Annotated in this window: 18 protein-coding genes; 8 read left to right on the plus strand and 10 right to left on the minus strand. The window is 64.4% G+C overall.

The window, feature by feature from the left end; translation table 11 throughout:
• Window positions 1-60: 60 nt before the first annotated feature.
• The 4 genes from FFS60_RS23870 to FFS60_RS23885 all read right to left on the minus strand — a co-directional run bounded on the left by FFS60_RS23870 (window position 61) and on the right by FFS60_RS23885 (window position 4,057).
• A complete protein-coding gene (locus FFS60_RS23870) occupies window positions 61-792 on the minus strand; it encodes a proteasome-type protease (protein WP_028627227.1) in 732 nt (243 codons plus the stop codon).
• Between the two features lie 108 nt (window positions 793-900).
• Window positions 901-1,698: a transglutaminase family protein gene (locus FFS60_RS23875; RefSeq protein ID WP_028627226.1), complete on the minus strand. Its 798-nt coding sequence runs from the start codon at window positions 1,696-1,698 to the stop codon at window positions 901-903.
• Window positions 1,695-2,645: an alpha-E domain-containing protein gene (locus tag FFS60_RS23880; protein WP_028627225.1), complete on the minus strand. Its 951-nt coding sequence runs from the start codon at window positions 2,643-2,645 to the stop codon at window positions 1,695-1,697. The genes FFS60_RS23875 and FFS60_RS23880 overlap by 4 nt, the downstream gene beginning before the upstream one ends.
• Window positions 2,646-2,647: 2 nt before the next feature.
• Complete coding sequence (locus FFS60_RS23885; protein ID WP_028627224.1) at window positions 2,648-4,057, minus strand: circularly permuted type 2 ATP-grasp protein; 1,410 nt, start codon at window positions 4,055-4,057, stop codon at window positions 2,648-2,650.
• A 443-nt stretch (window positions 4,058-4,500) separates the two neighbouring features.
• Here FFS60_RS23885 and FFS60_RS23890 point away from each other — a divergent pair, with 443 nt between their 5' ends.
• The 6 genes from FFS60_RS23890 (at window position 4,501) to FFS60_RS23915 (ending at window position 10,971) form a co-directional block, all read left to right on the plus strand.
• The gene (locus tag FFS60_RS23890) at window positions 4,501-5,052 is read left to right on the plus strand and encodes a peroxiredoxin (RefSeq protein WP_137823367.1); all 552 of its coding nucleotides are present in this window, start codon (window positions 4,501-4,503) and stop codon (window positions 5,050-5,052) included.
• Window positions 5,053-5,372: 320 nt separating this feature from the next.
• Window positions 5,373-6,524 (plus strand): putative ABC transporter substrate-binding protein YdcS, encoded by a 1,152-nt coding sequence (ydcS, locus tag FFS60_RS23895; protein ID WP_028627222.1) that lies wholly within the window; start codon window positions 5,373-5,375, stop codon window positions 6,522-6,524.
• Window positions 6,525-6,649: 125 nt separating this feature from the next.
• The gene (locus tag FFS60_RS23900) at window positions 6,650-7,660 is read left to right on the plus strand and encodes an ABC transporter ATP-binding protein (protein ID WP_028627221.1); all 1,011 of its coding nucleotides are present in this window, start codon (window positions 6,650-6,652) and stop codon (window positions 7,658-7,660) included.
• A 3-nt stretch (window positions 7,661-7,663) separates the two neighbouring features.
• A complete protein-coding gene (locus tag FFS60_RS23905; protein ID WP_036996924.1) occupies window positions 7,664-8,602 on the plus strand; it encodes an ABC transporter permease in 939 nt (312 codons plus the stop codon).
• Window positions 8,592-9,398: an ABC transporter permease gene (locus FFS60_RS23910; RefSeq protein ID WP_137823368.1), complete on the plus strand. Its 807-nt coding sequence runs from the start codon at window positions 8,592-8,594 to the stop codon at window positions 9,396-9,398. The genes FFS60_RS23905 and FFS60_RS23910 overlap by 11 nt, the downstream gene beginning before the upstream one ends.
• Window positions 9,399-9,546: 148 nt before the next feature.
• On the plus strand, window positions 9,547-10,971 hold the full coding sequence (locus FFS60_RS23915; RefSeq protein ID WP_137823369.1) for a gamma-aminobutyraldehyde dehydrogenase: 1,425 nt from the start codon (window positions 9,547-9,549) through the stop codon (window positions 10,969-10,971).
• 301 nt (window positions 10,972-11,272) lie between these two features.
• Here the strand turns inward: FFS60_RS23915 and FFS60_RS23920 are convergent, their stop codons facing one another.
• The 5 genes from FFS60_RS23920 to FFS60_RS23940 all read right to left on the minus strand — a co-directional run bounded on the left by FFS60_RS23920 (window position 11,273) and on the right by FFS60_RS23940 (window position 15,975).
• On the minus strand, window positions 11,273-11,980 hold the full coding sequence (locus FFS60_RS23920; RefSeq protein ID WP_028627217.1) for a type 1 glutamine amidotransferase: 708 nt from the start codon (window positions 11,978-11,980) through the stop codon (window positions 11,273-11,275).
• A 171-nt stretch (window positions 11,981-12,151) separates the two neighbouring features.
• A complete protein-coding gene (locus tag FFS60_RS23925) occupies window positions 12,152-12,493 on the minus strand; it encodes a ribonuclease E inhibitor RraB (protein WP_028627216.1) in 342 nt (113 codons plus the stop codon).
• Window positions 12,494-12,820: 327 nt separating this feature from the next.
• Complete coding sequence (locus tag FFS60_RS23930; protein ID WP_137823370.1) at window positions 12,821-13,582, minus strand: SDR family oxidoreductase; 762 nt, start codon at window positions 13,580-13,582, stop codon at window positions 12,821-12,823.
• A 1-nt stretch (window position 13,583) separates the two neighbouring features.
• A complete protein-coding gene (locus tag FFS60_RS23935; protein WP_137823371.1) occupies window positions 13,584-14,522 on the minus strand; it encodes an alpha/beta hydrolase in 939 nt (312 codons plus the stop codon).
• Window positions 14,506-15,975, minus strand: coding sequence for an NAD(P)/FAD-dependent oxidoreductase (locus FFS60_RS23940; RefSeq protein ID WP_137823372.1), 1,470 nt, complete (start codon window positions 15,973-15,975; stop codon window positions 14,506-14,508). The genes FFS60_RS23935 and FFS60_RS23940 overlap by 17 nt, the downstream gene beginning before the upstream one ends.
• A gap of 136 nt (window positions 15,976-16,111) precedes the next feature.
• On the opposite strand from FFS60_RS23940, the gene FFS60_RS23945 reads away from it, so the two are divergent.
• A complete protein-coding gene (locus FFS60_RS23945; RefSeq protein WP_028627212.1) occupies window positions 16,112-17,158 on the plus strand; it encodes an AraC family transcriptional regulator in 1,047 nt (348 codons plus the stop codon).
• Here FFS60_RS23945 and FFS60_RS23950 read toward each other — a convergent pair.
• Window positions 17,128-17,406 carry a hypothetical protein gene (locus tag FFS60_RS23950; protein ID WP_028627211.1) on the minus strand — a complete coding sequence of 93 codons (279 nt, stop codon included), beginning with the start codon at window positions 17,404-17,406 and terminating at the stop codon, window positions 17,128-17,130. The genes FFS60_RS23945 and FFS60_RS23950 overlap by 31 nt on opposite strands.
• A 166-nt stretch (window positions 17,407-17,572) precedes the next feature.
• Between FFS60_RS23950 and FFS60_RS23955 the strand changes: the two genes are divergently transcribed.
• Window positions 17,573-18,598 carry a patatin-like phospholipase family protein gene (locus FFS60_RS23955; protein ID WP_028627210.1) on the plus strand — a complete coding sequence of 342 codons (1,026 nt, stop codon included), beginning with the start codon at window positions 17,573-17,575 and terminating at the stop codon, window positions 18,596-18,598.
• Window positions 18,599-19,008: the final 410 nt, after the last annotated feature.

Here is a 19,008-nt window from a genome sequence, read left to right on the forward strand (position 1 = left end):
GCCTAGCCCGAGCCCTGTAGGGGCGAATTTATTCGCCAAGGAGGCCGAAGGTCTCCCCGATCACACGTTGTATTCCACCGGCGGCGGCGGCAGCTCGCCGATCAGTTTCTGCAACCCGGCGGCCCATTGGCGGCGGATGTCGGCAAAGTATTCGTCTTCCTCGGTCACCCGGTAGCCGACCGGCAGGATCAGGCTGTCGCGGTGATACACGAGCAGGTCCAGCGGCATGCCCACCGAGAGGTTGCTTCGGATGGTGGAGTCGAAAGACACCAGGGCACAGCGCAGGCCCTCTTCCAGGCTGGTTTCGAACTCCAGGTTGCGGTCGAGGATCGGCTTGCCGTACTTGCTCTCCCCCAGTTGCAGGAAGGGTGTGTCCCGGGTGGCCTGAATGAAGTTGCCCTGGGGGTAGATGCTGTAGAGATCCGGTGGGTTGCCGGCGATCTGCCCACCCACCAGGAAGGAGCAGGTGAGATCGGTATTGCCGGCCAGCGGTGCGCCGTCGCGGGCGATGACTTCGCGAACGGTCTCGGCCACCAGGGCGGTGGCGTCGTAGAGGGTCGGTACGTTGTGCAGGTTAGGGATCGAGCCGTCCAGGCGCTGCTTGAGCAGGTTAACCACCGATTGCGAGGTGGCCAGGTTGCCCGCGCTCTGCAGCACGATCAGCCGTTCGCCGGTAACGCCGAAGGTGTAGAGCTTGCGGAAGGTGGCGATGTGGTCGATGCCCGCGTTGGTGCGCGAATCGGATACGAACACCAGGCCGTCGGCCAGGTGCATGGCGACGCAGTAGGTCATGCCGTTACTTCTCCTTGTTGAGGCTTCCCGCGTCGTGTACCCGGCCGCCGGCCCTTGCGGGCTGGCAGTAATCGGCGGCCGGCGCCGTGGGAAGTCGGGAATCCCGACTTACTGTTCTTGCACCAACAGCAGCGGCGGCGCGTCCACTTTGGCGTGCATCTGCTCGCCACCACCGCCCCGGCGCATGCCGCGAACCGGACAGGCGTCCAGGTAATCCAGCCCGACCGCCAGCTTCAGATGGCGCTCCGGGCGAGCCAGCTTATTGGTCACATCAAAGCTGTACCAGGCATCGCCCAGCCAGGCTTCGGCCCAGGCATGGCTGGCCAGGTTCTGGTTATTGCCCTGGTACAGGTAGCCGGACACGAAGCGCGCCGGGATGCCCAGGCTGCGGGCGCAGGCGAGAAAGGCGTGAGTGTGGTCCTGGCAGACTCCCGCACGCCCGGCGAAGGCTTCGGCAGCGGTGCTGTCGACGCGGGTCACGCCTTTCTTGAAGGGCATCTGCTCGTGCAGGCCTGCCATCAGATCAATCAATCCATTGCGGTCACGGCGGTTGCCGCACTGTTGCGCGGCAAACTCGCGCAAGGCGTCGTCGGCGGTGGTCAGGCGGGTAAAGCGCAGGAAGGGCAAGGCCGACTGCTTGTCATGCTCGGCCTCACGCTTCTCGTCGATCTCCACCAGGCCGCGAGCGCTGATGACGATGGCGTCGTGGGGCTCGTCCAGGGTCAGCACATGGAAGGTGTTGCCGAACGGGTCGATCTGCGCGCGTACCGGACGCGGCAAGGTCAACTGCCAGCTCAAGACGTGCTGCCGTTCGTTTTCCTGGGGCGTCAGGCGCAGGTACTGGATGCTGGCGCGAACCTGATCGTCGTAGCGGTAAGTGGTGTCGTGGCGGATGGACAGTTTCATACAGCCTCCAGATACGAGCTGTGGATGGCCCGAGCCAGTTGGCGGACCAGCAGGATGAAGTCGGTGAGCCAGGTGTGCAGGCCCTCCGCAAGAATCTCGTCGATGGCGGTGTAGCGCAGGCGCGCGTCCAGTTCGGCGGCCAGGCGCTGGGCCGGCCGGCCGTTGTCCCCCGGCAGGCTGGCGAGGATGAGGTTCAGCTCTTCCATGCAGGCGCGCAGCGAGCGCGGCACGTCGGCGCGCAACAGCAGCAGTTCGGAAACCTGGCGGGAATTGGGGGAGCCGCGGTACACCTCGGTATAGGCCTCGAAGGAGGACAGTGCGCGGAGCAAGGCACTCCATTGGTAGTAGCCACGGGCGGAGTTGTCGCTGACCTCCTCCGACTCTTCACCATACATTTCGTAGCGCGAGTCCAACAGGCGCAGGGTGTTGTCCGCCCGCTCGATGAAGGTGCCCAAGCGAATGAAACGGTAGGCCTCGCCACGCATGATGGTGCCGTAGGTGGCGCCACGAAACAGGTGCGAGCGCTCCTTCACCCATTCGCAGAAACGGCTGATGCCATAGCGACCGAGACCTTCGTTGGAAATGCTCAGCATCTCCAGCCAGGTGGCGTTGATGTTTTCCCAGATGTCGGCCGTGATCCGCCCACGTACGGCATGGGCGTTGATCCGGGCCGCGCGCAGGCAACTGAAGATGCTCGCCTGGTTGTCGGCGTCGAGGGCGAAGAAGTGCAGCATACGCCCAGCGTTCAGCTCACCGTGACGCTCCTGGTACAGCTCCAGGGTGCCGGTGCTGAGCAGGGACATGGCCAGCTCTTCCAGGCCGTCACCACGACCGTCCTGGGGCATCAGCGACAGCGAATAACTGACGTCGAGCATGCGCGCGAGGTTCTCCGCACGCTCCAGATAGCGCGACATCCAGTACAGCTCGGAGGCAGTTCTGCTCAGCATGGTCAGTCCTCCACGATCCAGGTGTCCTTGGTGCCACCACCCTGGGACGAGTTCACCACCAGGGAGCCCTCACGCAGTGCCACGCGGGTCAGGCCGCCAGGTACCAGGCGAGTCTCCCGCCCGGAGAGCACGAAGGGACGCAGGTCGATATGGCGCGGGGCGATGCCCTGCTCGACGAAGGTCGGGCACGTGGACAGGCACAGCGTGGGCTGGGCGATGTAGGCCTCGGGGCGGGCCTTGAGGCGCTCGCGGAAGGTCTCGATCTCCTTGCTGCTGGCGGCGGGCCCCACCAGCATGCCGTAGCCGCCGGAACCCTGGGTTTCCTTGACCACCAGCTCGGGCAGGTTGGCCAGCACGTGGGACAGGTCTTCGGGTTTGCGGCACTGCCAGGTGGGCACGTTCTTCAGGATCGGTTCCTCGTCCAGGTAGAAGCGGATCATGTCGCAGACATAGGGATAGATGGACTTGTCGTCCGCCACCCCGGTACCGATGGCGTTAGCCAGCACCACGTTGCCGGAGCGGTAAGCGGCCAGCAGGCCAGGCACGCCGAGCATGGATTCGGGATTGAAGGCCAGCGGGTCGAGGAAGGCGTCGTCCAGCCGGCGGTAGATCACGTCGACCGGTTGCGGGCCGGAGGTGGTGCGCATGTACACGCGGTCGTCGCGCACGAAGAGATCGGCGCCCTCCACCAACTCCACACCCATCTCGCGGGCCAGGAAGGCGTGTTCGAAGTAGGCGCTGTTGAAGCGGCCGGGAGTCAGTACCACCACGCTGGGGTTGTCCAGCGGGCTCGAGCTTTTCAGGGTATCCAGCAGCAGGTTCGGGTAGTGGTCGATGGGGGCGATGCGCTGCGCCGCGAACAGCTCGGGGAACAGCCGCATCATCATCTTGCGGTCCTCCAGCATGTAGCTGACACCGCTGGGGGTACGCAGGTTGTCTTCCAGCACGTAATAGGTGCCGTCGCCATCGCGGACCAGATCCACCCCGGCGATGTGGGCATAGATGTCACGGTGCAAGTCGAGGCCCTGCATTGCGATCTGATAGCCCTCGTTGGCCAGCAACTGTTCAGCGGGAATGATCCCGGCCTTGATGATCCGCTGGTTGTGGTAGAGGTCGGCGAGGAACATGTTCAGCGCCTTGACGCGCTGGATGCAGCCCTTCTCCACCACCCGCCACTCGCTCATGGGGATGGAACGAGGAATGGTGTCGAAGGGAATCAGGCGCTCGGTGCCCTGCTCGTCGCCATAGAGGGTGAAGGTGATGCCGGCACGGTGGAATAGCAGGTCGGCATCACGACGTCGCTGGGCCAACAGCTCCTGGGGCGTGTCCGCCAGCCAGCGTGCGAATTCCCGGTAGTGCGGACGGCATTCGCCACTCGCGTCGTACATTTCGTCATAAAAAGTGCGGGACATGCCTAACTCCTTGTCGCCACGGGCCGTTTTGCAGTCGCAAGCCCCGTGCCATCGCAACAACCGCTTGCATTTCAACAACTTGCAACACACGCATAGTCGTCGCGCCCCAGTCTGGTGCAGCCCGCGAAGCGGAACTGACCGCGCCGCCCTATTTGGCGGCGATACAGGGTTGGACGGATTGCGACGGCGAGGTGTTCCCCTGATTGCGCCTGGGGGCACCGCCATCCCTGGAACAGACAGTCTAGTCCGGCCTTGTGTGACCACTAGGGTCCGATTGTTCTATACATATGTTGCGATTTGGAATTTGCCCTATAACTCGTCGACCTATGGTCACGGAGCGCCTTCTATGGACGGTATAGCCCGAGCACATTTTCCAAGCTCCCGGGAGCCTTCCATACTTGCTCCATTCCAGTGCCTCCATCCTGCCTTGGAGCAAACCTGCCATGCTCACCATCGGAGACAAACTGCCGGCATTCGACCTGCAGGCGGTGGACCATGATTCGGAACACGCACCCAGCCCTGAGAGCGCCTTCAAGCGGGTCAACCAGGACAGCTACCGTGGCAAGTGGAAGGTGCTGTTCTTCTGGCCGAACGACTTCACCTTCGTCTGCCCGACCGAAATCAGGGCCTTCGGCGACCTGCTGGAGCAGTTCAACGACCGAGATACTCAGCTGATCGGTGCATCCACTGACAGCGAGTTCGTCCACCTCGCCTGGCGCCGCGACCACAAGGACCTGAAAGGCCTGAGCTTCCCCTGGCTGGCCGACACCCGGCACGAGCTGTCCAGCGCCCTGGGCATCATTGACCGCCGCGAAGGCGTAGCCCTGCGCGCGACCTTCATCATCGATCCGGACAACGTCATCCGCCATGTCTCGGTGAATGACCTGCTGGTAGGCCGCAACCCCCAGGAAACCCTGCGCCTGCTCGACGCCCTGCTGACCGAGGAGCTGTGCCCCTGCAACTGGCACAAGGGCGAAGCGACCATTCATTTCTGAGCGTGCGAGTGGTCGACTTCCTTGTAGGAGCTGGCTTGCCAGCGAAACGGGGCCATTCGCTGGCAAGCCAGCTCCTACGGGCATGCAGCTGCCTGCAACACGTAATGCAGACATAGCCAATGAATTCGCCTCCACGGATATCCGCCCCGATCCGCCGCGCCGCCACCTCCCTCCGCTCCTTCCTTGTCAGCCCCAAAGCCCCGAACTACGCTGCTGAATGCGAGCAGCAACTGCTTTTTTCGGCTCGCATTCGCCGCACCGCCAACGGCACGCAGTTCCGCCGAACAGGCTCCGCACGTCATGTACAACAGGAGTCGACAATGCCTTCGCTCAACCCCGCTCTCCTTTCGTTCGCCGTCAGTTGCGCCTGCCTCGTTGCCTCCGCCCAGGCCGCCGAACCGCTGAAGCAAGTCGGTGCCGGCGAAGGTCAGCTCGACATCATCGCCTGGCCCGGCTACATCGAGCGCGGCGAGTCGGACAAGAACTACGACTGGGTAACCCAGTTCGAAAAAGACACCGGCTGCAAGGTCAACGTGAAGACCGCCGCCACCTCCGACGAGATGGTCAGCCTGATGGCCAAGGGTGGTTATGACCTGGTCACCGCGTCCGGCGACGCCTCGCTGCGCCTGGTATTCGGCAAGCGGGTGCAGCCGGTCAACATCGCCCTGATCCCCAACTGGAAGACCCTCGACGAACGCCTCCAGGACGCCCCCTGGCACACGGTCAACGGCCAGCACTACGGCACGCCTTATCAGTGGGGGCCGAACCTGCTCATGTACAACACCAAGCTGTACAAGCAGGCGCCCGATAGCTGGGCCGTGGTCTTCGAGCCACAGGAGCTGGCCGACGGCAAGCCTAACAAGGGCCGCGTACAGGCCTACGACGGCCCGATCTACATCGCCGACGCCGCCCTCTACCTGAGGTCCGCCAAACCGGAACTGGGCATCCAGGACCCCTACCAACTGACCGAAGAACAGTACGCCGCCGTGCTCGACCTGCTGCGCAAGCAGCACAGCCTGGTACACCGTTATTGGCACGACGCGACAGTGCAGATGAGCGACTTCAAGAACGAAGGCGTGGCCGCCTCCAGCACCTGGGGCTACATGGCCAACACCCTGAAAGCCGAAGGCCAGCCAGTCGCTACCGTGTTCCCGAAAGAAGGGGTCACCGGATGGGCCGACACCACCATGCTGCATGTGGACGCCAAGCACCCGAACTGTGCCTACAAGTGGATGGATTGGTCCCTGCAGCCCAAGGTCCAGGGTGACCTGGCCGCCTGGTTCGGCTCCCTGCCCGTGGTTGCCGGTGGCTGCACCAGCAGCGAACTCCTCGGCCCCGGCGGTTGCGCCACCAATGGCTATGACCAGTTCGACAAGATCGCCTTCTGGAAAACCCCGCAGGCCGAGGGTGGCAAGTTCGTGCCCTATAGTCGCTGGACCCAGGACTACATCGCGATCATGGGCGGGCGCTGATAGCTCCCCTCTCCCTGGAGGGAGAGGGAGCTGATCCGAGCCACCCGTAACACCGCAAGGACTGACGCCCCCTCACCCCAACCCTCTCCCGGAGGGAGAGGGAGCCCATCCTCCGGAGCACGAGCATGACCACAGCCGTCCAGTTCACCGATGTCTGCCGCCACTACGGCGAGGTGAAGGCGGTCGATCGGGTGTCCATCGAGATTCGCGACGGCGAGTTCTTCTCCATGCTTGGCCCCTCAGGCTCGGGCAAGACCACCTGCCTGCGCCTGATCGCCGGCTTCGAGCAACCCACTTCAGGCTCCATCCGCATCCACGGCGAAGAGGCCGCCGGCCTGCCGCCCTATGAGCGCGATGTGAATACCGTGTTCCAGGACTACGCGCTGTTCCCCCACATGAGCGTGCGCGACAACGTCGCCTACGGCCTGAAGGTAAAAGGCGTGGCCAAGGCCGAGCGCCTGGCCCGTGCCGAGGAAGCGCTCGCCATGGTCGCCTTGCCCGGCTACGGCGAGCGCAAGCCGGCGCAGCTATCCGGTGGCCAGCGCCAGCGCGTGGCCCTGGCCCGCGCATTGATCAACCGACCGCGCGTGCTGCTGTTGGACGAACCGCTCGGCGCGCTGGACCTGAAACTGCGCGAACAGATGCAGGTGGAGCTGAAGAAGCTGCAGCGCCAACTGGGCATCACCTTCATCTTCGTCACCCACGACCAGGGCGAGGCGCTGTCCATGTCCGACCGCGTGGCGGTCTTCAACAAGGGCCGCATCGAGCAGGTGGACAGCCCGCAGAACCTCTATCGACAGCCGCGTACCCGCTTCGTCGCCGAATTCGTCGGCACCGCCAATGTCCTCTCCGGGGAACTGGCCCAGCGTCTCACCGGCAACATGGGCGCTTTCTCGTTGCGCCCCGAGCATGTGCGCTTCGGCAGTGCCAGCAACGGCGAACTGCAGGTCAGCGGCACGGTGCACGACGTGCAGTACCTCGGCGCCAGCAGCCGCTACGAGCTCAACCTGGAAGGTGGCGGGCGTCTGGCGGTCAGCCTGCCCAATGGCGAAGAGACCGACAGTGCACGTCCGCAGCCCGGCCAGCAGGTAGACGCCTGCTGGGCGCGCAGCGCGATGGTTGCGCTCAGCGAGTAGGCCATGAGCACCGTCATCGCCAGCCATCAGAGCGGCCCGCTGCGCGGGTTGTCCAACCTGCTCTACCGCCGATCCACGCTCTACCTGCTGCTGCTGTTGACGCCGCCGCTGCTCTGGTTCGGCGTGGTCTACGTGGGCTCGCTGTTCGCCCTGCTCTGGCAGAGTTTCTACACCTTCGATGACTTCACCATGGCGGTGACGCCGGACCTGACCCTGGCCAACTACGCCGCCCTGTTCAACCCGGCCAACTACGACATCATCCTGCGCACCCTGACCATGGCCATCGCCGTGAGCCTGGCCAGCGCGGTGTTGGCGTTCCCCATCGCTTACTACATGGCGCGCTTTGCCACGCCGAAAGAAAAAGCCTTCTTCTATATCGCCGTGATGCTGCCCATGTGGGCCAGCTACATCGTCAAGGCCTACGCCTGGACGGTAATCCTGGCCAAGGGCGGCATCCTCTACTGGCTGATCCAGCAACTGCACCTGGAGGGTCTGCTGGGCGCCCTGCTGACTGTGCCCGGCGTCGGCGGCAACACCCTGTCCACTTCACACCTCGGGCGCTTCCTGGTGTTCACCTACATCTGGCTGCCGTTCATGATCCTGCCGATCCAGGCCTCCCTTGAGCGCCTGCCGCCGTCGCTGCTGCAAGCTTCGGCGGATCTCGGCGCCAGGCCCCGGCAAACCTTCGCCCAAGTGATCCTGCCGCTGGCCTTCCCCGGCGTGGTGGCCGGTTCGATCTTCACCTTCAGCCTGACTCTGGGCGACTTCATCATTCCGCAGCTGGTGGGGCCTAGCGGCCTGTTCATCGGCACCATGGTCTACGTGCAGCAGGGTTCGGTGGGCAATATCCCGCTGGCGGCGGCCTTCACCCTGGTACCGATCGTGCTGATCGCCATTTACCTGTCCATCGCCAAACGGCTGGGAGCTTTCGATGCACTCTGAACGAGCATCCTGGGGCCTGCGCCTGGCCGCTTGGGGCGGGCTGGTGTTCCTGCACTTCCCGATCCTGGTGATCCTGCTCTATGCCTTCAACACCGAGGAGTCGTCCTACAGCTTCCCGTTGCAAGGCTTCACCCTGGAATGGTTTGCCGTGGTGTTCGGCCGCGAGGATGTGTTGCAAGCCATCGTCCTGTCGGTGAAGGTCGCGTGCATGGCCACCGCCCTGGCCATGGTACTCGGCACCCTGGCCGCCGCCGCGCTCTATCGTCGCGACTTCTTCGGCAAGGAAAGCATCACCCTGATGCTGATCCTGCCCATCGCCCTGCCCGGCATCATCACCGGCATCGCCCTGCTCTCCGCGTTCAAAGCCCTCGGCATCGAACCGGGCATCTTCACCATCGTCGTCGGCCACGCCACCTTCTGCGTAGTGATCGTCTACAACAACGTGATCGCGCGCTTCCGCCGCACCTCCCAGAGCCTGATCGAAGCCTCCATGGACCTGGGCGCCGATGGCTGGCAGACCTTTCGCTACATCATCCTGCCGAACATCGCCACCGCCCTGCTGGCAGGCGGCATGCTGGCCTTCGCGCTGTCTTTCGACGAGATCATCGTCACCACCTTCACCGCTGGCCACGAACAGACCCTGCCGCTCTGGCTGCTCAGCCAACTCAGCCGCCCGCGCGACGTCCCGGTGACCAACGTCGTCGCCCTGCTGGTGATGCTCGCCACCATGCTACCCATTCTCGGCGCCTACTACCTCACGCGGGGGACCGAGGCAGTGGCAGGGGGTGGGAAGTGAACACACATGCATACCCTCACCCGGCTTTGCTCCCCTCTCCCTCCGGGAGAGGGGCCGGGGGTGAGGGTGGTCCGAGCCACACCGAACTTCCCTCACCCCAACCCTTCTCCCAGGGGGAGAGGGGCTAGTCCGCACGAGGACCTGTCTCATGCAAACCAAACTCCTGATCAACGGCCAGTTCGCCTCCGGCGAAGGCGAGGCGCTGGACGTGCTCAACCCGGCCACCGGCACCGTGCTGGTGAAGATTCCCGAGGCCAGCGAAGCGCAAGTCGACGCGGCCGTGCGCGCTGCCGACGCAGCCTTCGAGGGCTGGGCGCGAACTTCGCCGCGCGACCGCGCCACCTTGTTGCTGAAGCTCGCGGACACCATCGAAGGCCATGCCGAAGAACTGGCGACGCTGGAGTCGGACAACTGCGGCAAGCCCTACGCCGCGGCGCTGAACGACGAAATCCCTGCAGTGGCCGATGTGTTCCGCTTCTTCGCTGGCGCCAGCCGCTGTCTGACCGGATCGGCGGCGGGCGAATACCTGCCAGGCTTCACCTCGATGATCCGCCGCGACCCGATCGGCGTGATTGCCTCCATCGCCCCGTGGAACTACCCGTTGATGATGGCCGCCTGGAAGCTGGGGCCGGCACTGGCGGCCGGCAACACCGTGGTACTCAAGCCTTCGGAACAGACGCCCCTCACCGCCCTGCGCCTGGCCGAATTCATCGCCGAACTGCTTCCAGCGGGCGTGGTGAACATCGTCCTGGGCCGTGGCCCGACCGTGGGCAGCCCGCTGGTGTCGCACCCGCTGGTGCGCATGGTGTCCCTCACCGGCTCGGTCGGCACCGGCAAGGCCATCATCCGCAGTGCCGCCGACAGCGTGAAACGCACCCACATGGAACTGGGCGGCAAGGCGCCGGTGATCGTCTTCGATGATGCGGACCTCGCCGACGTGGTCGCCGGCATCCGCACCTTCGGCTTCTACAACGCCGGGCAGGACTGCACCGCCGCCTGCCGCATCTACGCCGGCAAGAAGATCTACGACAACTTCGTGGCCGACCTGGCCAGCGCGGTGTCCAGCCTCAAGACCGGCCTGCAGAACGACCCGGCCACCGAGCTCGGCCCGTTGATCACCCAGAGCCAGCGCGAGCGGGTAGCCGGCTTCGTCGAACGCGCCAGCACCCTGCCCCACATCCAGATCGCCACAGGCGGCAAGCCGGTGGCCGGCAGCGGCTTCTTCTACGAGCCAACCGTGGTGGCCCATGCGAAACAGGATGACGAGATCGTGCAGCGGGAAGTGTTCGGCCCGGTGGTGACGGTTACGCCCTTCAGCGACGTGGACGAGGCCGTACGCTGGGCCAACGACTCCGACTACGGCCTGGCGTCATCACTCTGGACCCGCGACGTGGGCCGCGCCGCGGCCGTGGCATCACGGCTGCAATACGGCTGCACCTGGATCAACACCCACTTCATGCTCACCAACGAAATGCCCCACGGCGGCTTCAAACAGTCCGGCTACGGCAAGGACCTGTCCATGTACGGCCTGGAGGATTACACCGTGGTGCGGCATGTGATGATCAAGCACTAGCGGTGGAGGCAGAAGTACCTGTCGGGGAGAACTGCTTTCCGTAGGGGCGAACTCATTGGCTATGTCTGCGTAAAGTGTTGAAGGTCCTGGAATCCCTTGTAGGAGCTAGCTTGCTAGCGAACGCGGACATTTTCGCCAGCAAGCTGGCTCCTACAAGCGTCCAGGTTCACCGGTTGCCCTCTAGCAACAGCTAACGCAGACACAGCCAACTCATTCGCCAAGCAGGCCGAAGGCCTGCCCTTCGAGCCCGCAGGGGGCAGCATTGCTGCCCTTGGCGATTGAAATCGCCCCCACAGGCCATTCAGCCAAATGCCAGCTTCAACCATCTCCGGTAGAACCCTTCCGCCACCTGGTTCAGCGCCGCCACCTTGGTGGGCAGGTCATCGAGCATGCGTGCCCTGGCCTGCTGGCTGGGCTGGGTCTCATCCAGCAGGTGCGCCCAATCGGTCAGCCAGCCCCGCACCAGGTCCTCGGTCATTTCCGGATGGCCCTGCAGGCCCAGAACCTTGTTGCCCCAGGAAAAACCCTGGTTAGGGCACCAGGGGCTGTCCATCAGCCACTGGGCGCCTTCAGGCAGGTCGAAGGTGTCGCTGTGCCATTGGTAGATCGAGAACTCCCGTGGCAGGTGCGCCAGCCAGGGGTTGTCCGTCGCCAGCGCGCGCTTCTCCAGCGGCTGCCAGCCAATCTCGGTGTAGGGCATGCGGTGCACCGAGGCGCCCAGGGCACGAGCCAGCAACTGGCCGCCCAGGCAGTGGCCGATCATCGGCACATCGCGCGCGATGAAGTGACGCAACGCGTCGACCTCCGCCCCGATCCAGGGCAGCGGGTCGTTGACGCTCATGGGCCCGCCCATGATGGCCACGGCCTTGGGCCGGTCCAGGTCGTAGCCATCCAGTTCGCCCAGGTCCGTGCGCAATACGGTGAAGTCGCGCTGCTCTCGGTCCAGGACGGTGGCCAGGTGGCCGGGTGGGCAGAAATCCGCGTGGGTAAGAATCAGGATGTCGGTCATGGGGTCCCCTCCGTTGGCGGAGTCTGAGGCAAAGGCCATGCCGAGGTCGAGTAATGGAAGTGTATGTTTTTGCAGGAAATACGCGAGCCAGAGGGGGGAAGGAAAACCAGCCGAAGAATTGTCCGGAATGCCCGGTTCGCAGCGAATTGACCGCCACGAACCGGGCTGGCTTCAAGGTCGCGTGACGCCCACTTCCTGGGTCACGCCCCAGCCATCGAGCACACCGCCGAGCGGGACCACCAGGGCCTCCAGATCGTGCTCGAAATCACCGATTCCCGTGTGGGTGGCGTACATCACCTTGCTCACCTGCAGGTGCCAGACCCCGTCGGCGCGTACCGATACCTGGGCATTCAAGGACTCACCACGAAAATTCTTCGCCGCCAGTCGCGCCCGGTCCTCGTCGGGGAAGATGGCGTAAAACTCGATCGGATGGACACGGGCAAAATCGAAACCGCCTTCTTTCATGCGGCGCAACAGACTACTGCTGACATCATCGTGGAAGGCTGTGCTCATGAAACGACCTCCTCTTAGCGATGGATGAGAGTTCCGCTTTTTCGCTTTTCCGCTAATCCGAGAAGCCGGTGGAATCGGCCTCGCGGCACCACGCAGTGCCGCCCCCGGGCCGACTCTGCAGACACAGCGCCAGACCCTGGCCAGGCCCCGCGCGGACCTGGCCACTGACTCACTCATCGAGTGATTGTTTCAGCTTTCATTTTGCAGGGTAGCGCCACCACGGCCGGTCTGCCGAAAAGCAGGACAAATTGTCACAAAAGTGGCGACAGGCGGCGTCCAGGCTTCCTCTGTCAACAAATTGGCCCTGCGCTCGGCCACCTGTATCCATCACGCCCCGCTCAACAGCTTCATGATCCCCCTGTTCACCCAGGCCGGCGAAACCTGCCCCGCGCCGTACATCAGGCGGAACAGCCAGCTCACCGGCCGATGCACCGCTGCACCCTGGGCCTGCTGCCAGGCGGCCTGGGCGATGTCCTCGGCGTCCAGGTTCACCCCCAGGCGCCGCAGCACCGGCGGCTCGAAACCCTGGCTGCTGACCATCGGCGTGCGCACGAAGGGTGGCATCAGGTCGCCGACGCGGATGCCGTGGCGGCGCCACTCCAGTTCCAGGGCCTCGGTGAAGCCGCGCACCGCGAACTTGGAGGCCGAATAGCTGGCCATGTGCGGCGTGCCATAGACGCCCGAAGCCGACCCCATGTTGATCACCTGGGCGCCACGGGTGGCCTTGAGGTAGGGAAAGGCCGCGTGGGTGACCTGCACGAGCCCCAGCACGTTGATCGTGAGGATGCGCGCATGCTCGGCCATGTCGATCTCCTCGAAATGGCCGAAGCGCAGCACACCTGCGCAATTGAACAGCAGGCGCAACTGCCCCGCGTGGCAGCCACAAAAGTCCGCCAGCGCGGCTTCGACGGCCGCCAGGTCGGTCACATCCAGGGCCTGGTGCCAGGCACCGCCCAGGGCAGCCGCCTGGGTGGCCAGCGCCGCGGCGTCCCGGTCGATCAGCCCCACTTGCCAGCCCCGTTCATGGAACAGCCGCGCGGTCGCCGCGCCAATGCCGGACGCAGCGCCGGTAATCAGGATGTTGTCCATCTCAGGCCTCCGCCTCGACATGCTTGCAGATGAAGTCCGCAGCACTGGCCAGGGCCTGGTCGGCCGTGCGCAGCACCCCGGTGTGAGCCTGGAACACATGCCAGAGGCCGGGATAACGCTCCAACCGCACCCAGCCCCCGACCTCACGCACCCGTCTGGCCAGACGCAGGCTGTCATCGCGCAGGATTTCGTCCTCGGCCACCTGCACCAGCATGGGCGGCAGCCCCGAGAGATCGGCGAACACTGGCGACAGGGCCGGGTCGCGGCGATCCATTCCGGGCGGGCAATAAAGGTCCATCGCCTGCTCCACCCACGCCGGGTGGATCAGCGGGTCGCCGGCCGGTGGAGTGTGCTGCGCCGTGCCGCTGAGGTCCGTGGCCGGCGAGAAGCAGACCAGCCCTGCCGGCTGGGGCAGGTTTTGGCGCTGTATCTCCAATGCACAGAGGAGCGTCAGGTTCCCCCCCGCCGAATCGCCGCCAATGACAATGCGCGAAGCCGGATAGCCCGCTTCCAGCAGCTCGCGGTAGGCCGCCACGGCATCCTCCCGCCCCGCGGGAAAGGGATGCTCCGGTGCCAGCCGATAATCCAGCGCACACACCGCCACACCGGCCCGCTTGGCCAGGCTGGCGGTGATCGCCCGGTGAGTGGCAGGCGAGCCGGTGATAAAGGCCCCACCATGCAGGTAAAGCAGCACCACGTGGCTGCCGCCCTGGGGCCGGTGCCACTCGCAGGGGCGACCGCCCAATTGCCCGCCTTCGCGCACCACGCCCCGGGGCGCCAGGGTGCTGGCAGTGAGAAAGCGCAGCACCAGGCGCTGCAACGCCACCGGCATGGGTGGCCGCATCAGGCCACGGAACAGCAGGCTCAGGGCACCGCGCAGGGTCGCCCGCAGCAGCGGCTGACCGGGCTCGGGAGCAGTGAATTCAACGGGTGCATTCATAGTGATTCAGTTCCAGGCGACGAGTCTGTTGACGGTAGCTGAAGGTGAATCCCGGCCAGTTGTTGGTGTTGCGGCCGTCAGCGGTCTTGTACCAACTGTTGCAGCCCTGCTCCCAGATGGTGTGACGCACATCCTGCTGCAGCCGCAGGTTGAAATGGCGTTGCACCTCGGGCTTGAGGTCGAGGTAGCGTAAACCGCTCAGCGCACGGATTCCGTCGAGTACGTAGCGGAACTGGCTTTCCAGCATGTAGATGATGGAGTTGTGCCCCAGGTTGGTATTGGGTCCGTAGAGGATGAAGAGATTCGGGAAGCCGCTGACGCTGACGCCCAGATAGGCCTCCGCGCCCTCACGCCAGGCCTGGTTCAGGTCGCGCCCACCCAGCCCGCGGATGCTCATGGGGGCGAGGAAATCCGTGGCGGTGAAGCCGGTGCCGAGGATGATGGCGTCCACCTCGTGATGCTGGCCGTCATCGGTGACCACCGCACGCTCCGTCACCTCGCGGATGCCCGTATTGATCACCTCGACATTGGATCGCGCCAGGGCGGGATAGAAATCGTTGGAGATCAGGATGCGCTTGCAGCCCAGCGGGTAGTCCGGCACCAGACGCTGGCGCAATGCCGGGTCGGTGATGCCGCGTGCCAGGTGTCGGCGGAAGCGGAACTGCATCAGCTTCATCAACGATGGGAACACCGAGAACGCCAGCACCCGCGACTCATGCTGGATGTACTTGAGCATCCGGTCGACTTTCTGCAACCCGGGCAGGCGCCGCATCAGCGCCAGCTCCCAGGGCTGGTAGGCACGGTCCGACTTTGGAATCACATAAGCCGCCGAGCGCTGGAACAGCGTGAGCTGTGCCACCTTCGGGGCAATCTGCGGAACGAACTGGATGGCGCTGGCGCCCGTGCCGATCACCGCCACCCGCTTCCCCTCCAACGGGTAGCCGTGGTTCCAGCGAGCCGAATGGAACAGCTCGCCCTTGAACCCGTCCAGGCCGGGAATGCGCGGCCAGGCCGGGCGGTTCAGCTGGCCACAGGCACTGACCAGCGCCCGGGCGTGGAAGCGTTCGCCCGTGCGGGTCTGCACCTGCCAGGTGCCGCTGGCTTCATCGAACTCCGCACCCGCCACCTCGCAACCGAAACGAATATGCCGGTGCAGCCCGTACTTGTCGGCGCAATGACGCTGGTAGGCAAAAATCTCCGGCTGGGGCGCGTACTTGCGCGACCAGTCGGTCTTGGGCTCGAAGGAAAAGGAATAGAGGTGCGAGGGCACATCGCAGGCCGCCCCGGGGTAGCTGTTGTCACGCCAGGTGCCGCCGACTTCGCTGCCCTTCTCCAGGATCAGGAAGTCCTGGATGCCCGCCTTCTGCAACTGGATGGCCAGGCCCAGGCCGCCGAAGCCGGCGCCAATGATCAGCACGTGCAGGGGCGCACCGGGCTGGGAACTGTTGGTCATTGTTATCTCCCATTGGTAGTGACACGCCGGCACGGGGCCTGCGTGATGGAAGCATGCTAGTTCGGCGTAAATCGGCGCGTTATGGCATAGTCGGACAGTAAATTGTGAATTTCGGACAACCCAGAGCAAAGCCTCGATGCCCAGCCCCACACCCCGACCACCCCGCCGCAGCGCCATCAGCGTGCAATTGATGACCCAGTTCGGTCTCGACCAGGGCCTCACCCTGGAACAATGCCTGGCCGGAACCGGGCTGGACTGGTGCCTGCTCGGCGATCCCGGTGCGGAGGTCGTCGCCAGTCAGGAGCTCGAACTGCTGCGCAACCTCGCCCGACACCTCGGCCAGCATCCCGGCATGGGCCTGCAGGCCGGGCGGCGCTATCGCCTCAACACCTACGGCATCTGGGGCTTCGCCCTGCTCAGCAGCGCCACCTTTCGCAGCGCCGTGCAACTGGGCCTGCGCTACCTGGACCTGACCTACGCCTTCCACAGCATGCACCTGGAGGAACAGGGCGACGACGCCTGGCTGACCCTGGAAGAGCAGGACCTGCCGGACGACCTGCGCGGCTTCCTGCTGGAGCGGGATGTTTCCGGTGCGCTCAGCGTGTACCACGACCTGGTCAACGCCCCGCTTGCGGTGCGCCGGGCCAGCTTCCGCATTCCCGAGCCCGCCGACGTCACGCCCTGGCGTGAACTGCTGGGGGTGACGCCCCAATTCGGTGCCAGCCGCAACTGCATCGTCTTTCCCCGCGCCCTGCTCGACCTTCCCCTGCCCGGCGCCAACCCGCAGGTGGCGCAGCATTGCGAGGCGCAGTGCAAGATCATCCTGGCCCGCCGTCGGGCGCGCACCGGCTTTGCCGGGCGCATCCGCGACCTGCTGCTGGCCAGGCCGGGACAGCTGCCAGACATGGAACGCCTGGCGCAGGCGCTGCATATGACGTCACGCACCTTGCGCCGCAAGCTGGCGGCCGAAGACACCAGCTTCCGACAGTTGCAGGAGGAAGTGCTGGAGACGCTGGCGGAAGAGCTGCTGAGCTCGACCGCCTTGCGCCTGGAGGAAATTGCCGAGCGCCTGGGCTATGGCGAAGTGTCGAACTTCATCCATGCCTTCAAGCGCTGGAAGGGAATCACGCCGGGTCAGTACCGGCTCGAGAGTCAGCGGCCGGCACGCGATTCGCGAATATAGAAGCGGGCCTTCTCGGCCTTGCTGGTGCAGCCCTCGAAGGCTTCGAACTGCTGCTGGGTCTTGGCCGCGGTGAGCAGGCTCAGCGCCTTGGAGTAACTCACGGTGCCGGAGAAACCTTCGGCCTTGGCCAGGTCCAGCTCCTTCCAGGCGGCATCGAGCTCTGAAGCGCAGCTCGTGCGAAAAGCTGTCTTGCCGGCGCAACCGACGAGCAACAAGGCGATCAAAGGCAGGCTGATCCAGGCTTTCATCTATACAACTCCTGTGGTGAAGATCGGCAGAGTCTAGTGTCTCGATAGACGGTCCGATACTCACAACATTCAACTTCGTGTACTAGCCCTGGCAGGTTTGCAGAGCGCCTTGGCGACGCCCCGCCACGGGCGTATCGTCGAAACACTGTTGGTGGGGGAATTCCGAATGAACAAACGCGTGGCACTGGTGCTGGGGTCAGGGGGTGCGCGCGGCTATGCGCACATCGGCGTGATAGAAGAAATTGAAGCGCGCGGTTATGAAATCGCCTGCATTGCCGGCTGCTCCATGGGCGCCGTGGTGGGTGGCATCTACGCCGCCGGCAAGCTGAACCACTACCGCGACTGGACCGAAAGCCTGGACTACCTCGATGTACTGCGCCTTCTGGATGTGAGCTTCCGCCTGGGCGCCATCCGTGGCGAGAAAGTCTTTGGGCGCATCCGCGACATCGTTGGCGAAATCAACATCGAAGACCTGTCCATCCCCTACACGGCGGTCGCCACCGACCTCACCAACCAACAGGAAATCTGGTTCCAGGAAGGCTGCCTGCACCAGGCCATGCGCGCCTCGGCCGCCATACCCAGCCTGTTCACGCCGGTGGTCCAGGGCAGCCGCATGCTGGTGGACGGCGGTCTGCTGAACCCGCTGCCCATCATCCCGGTGGTGTCCAGCCACTGCGACCTGATCATCGCCGTCAACCTCAACGCCACCACCCAGCGCGACTACCAGCTTCCGGTGATCGAGCGCCCACCGGCGATCAAGAGCCGCATCGACCTGCTGATGGCCTCTTTGGGCTCGCGGCTGCCCTTCCTCAAACGCAGCGGTTTCGAACCCCACGACATACTCGACCCGGAGAGCCTGCCCGGCGGCAACCCCTGGCTGGAGAACGCCGCACCGCAAATGCAGCAACCCGCCGCCGCCCCGGAAACCCACGGCGCCCCCCGATCCGCCAGCGGGTCGGAAGTCATTGCCAGCGTCGGCCCCGCTTCCCTGCTGGACCTGGTGAACCAGAGCTTCGAGGTCATGCAAACCTCACTCGCCCAATACAAGATCGCCGGCTACCCGCCGGACATCCTCATCAACGTGCCCAAGCGCGTGTGCCGCTTCTTCGAGTTCTACAAAGCGCCGGAACTGATCCAGCTCGGCCGGCAGATCGCCCGGGAAACCCTGGAGCGGTATGAGCAGGGGAAATGAGGGGGCAATTGTTTAGTGAGAACGTGAGTAGGCGGTTTGGGTCAGGAGGAGCGGCTTTCGGCGGGCTTCTTTCGGCCGATTGTGTTAAAAAAGTCGGTTTCTGAGAGAGCTGCATCTCGGCAGCTCAAAAATCACTCGATTTTGGCGTTGCTACGTGAATTCCGAGGCAGTTCCACCTTCTGAGCGGGCCAGATTTCAGCGTAGCCAAGGCTATTTCGTGGGCAAAAATCGCTGTGGGACTTTTCCAACAGAATCGGCCAGAAGCGGCCATGCAGCTTTAATTATCGCAGAACACCATGCCTCAGTTAGCCCGCTTGGCGTGTGCGTCCGCTTAACGTACTTAGTTAGCGTGTTCGTCGGCTATCTGCGCGTTTCGGCGCAGAATGCAAGGTACGTATGCGGGCTTAACG

This window comes from Pseudomonas sp. D(2018), assembly GCF_005502555.1.
Classification (GTDB): Bacteria; Pseudomonadota; Gammaproteobacteria; order Pseudomonadales; family Pseudomonadaceae; genus Metapseudomonas; species Metapseudomonas resinovorans.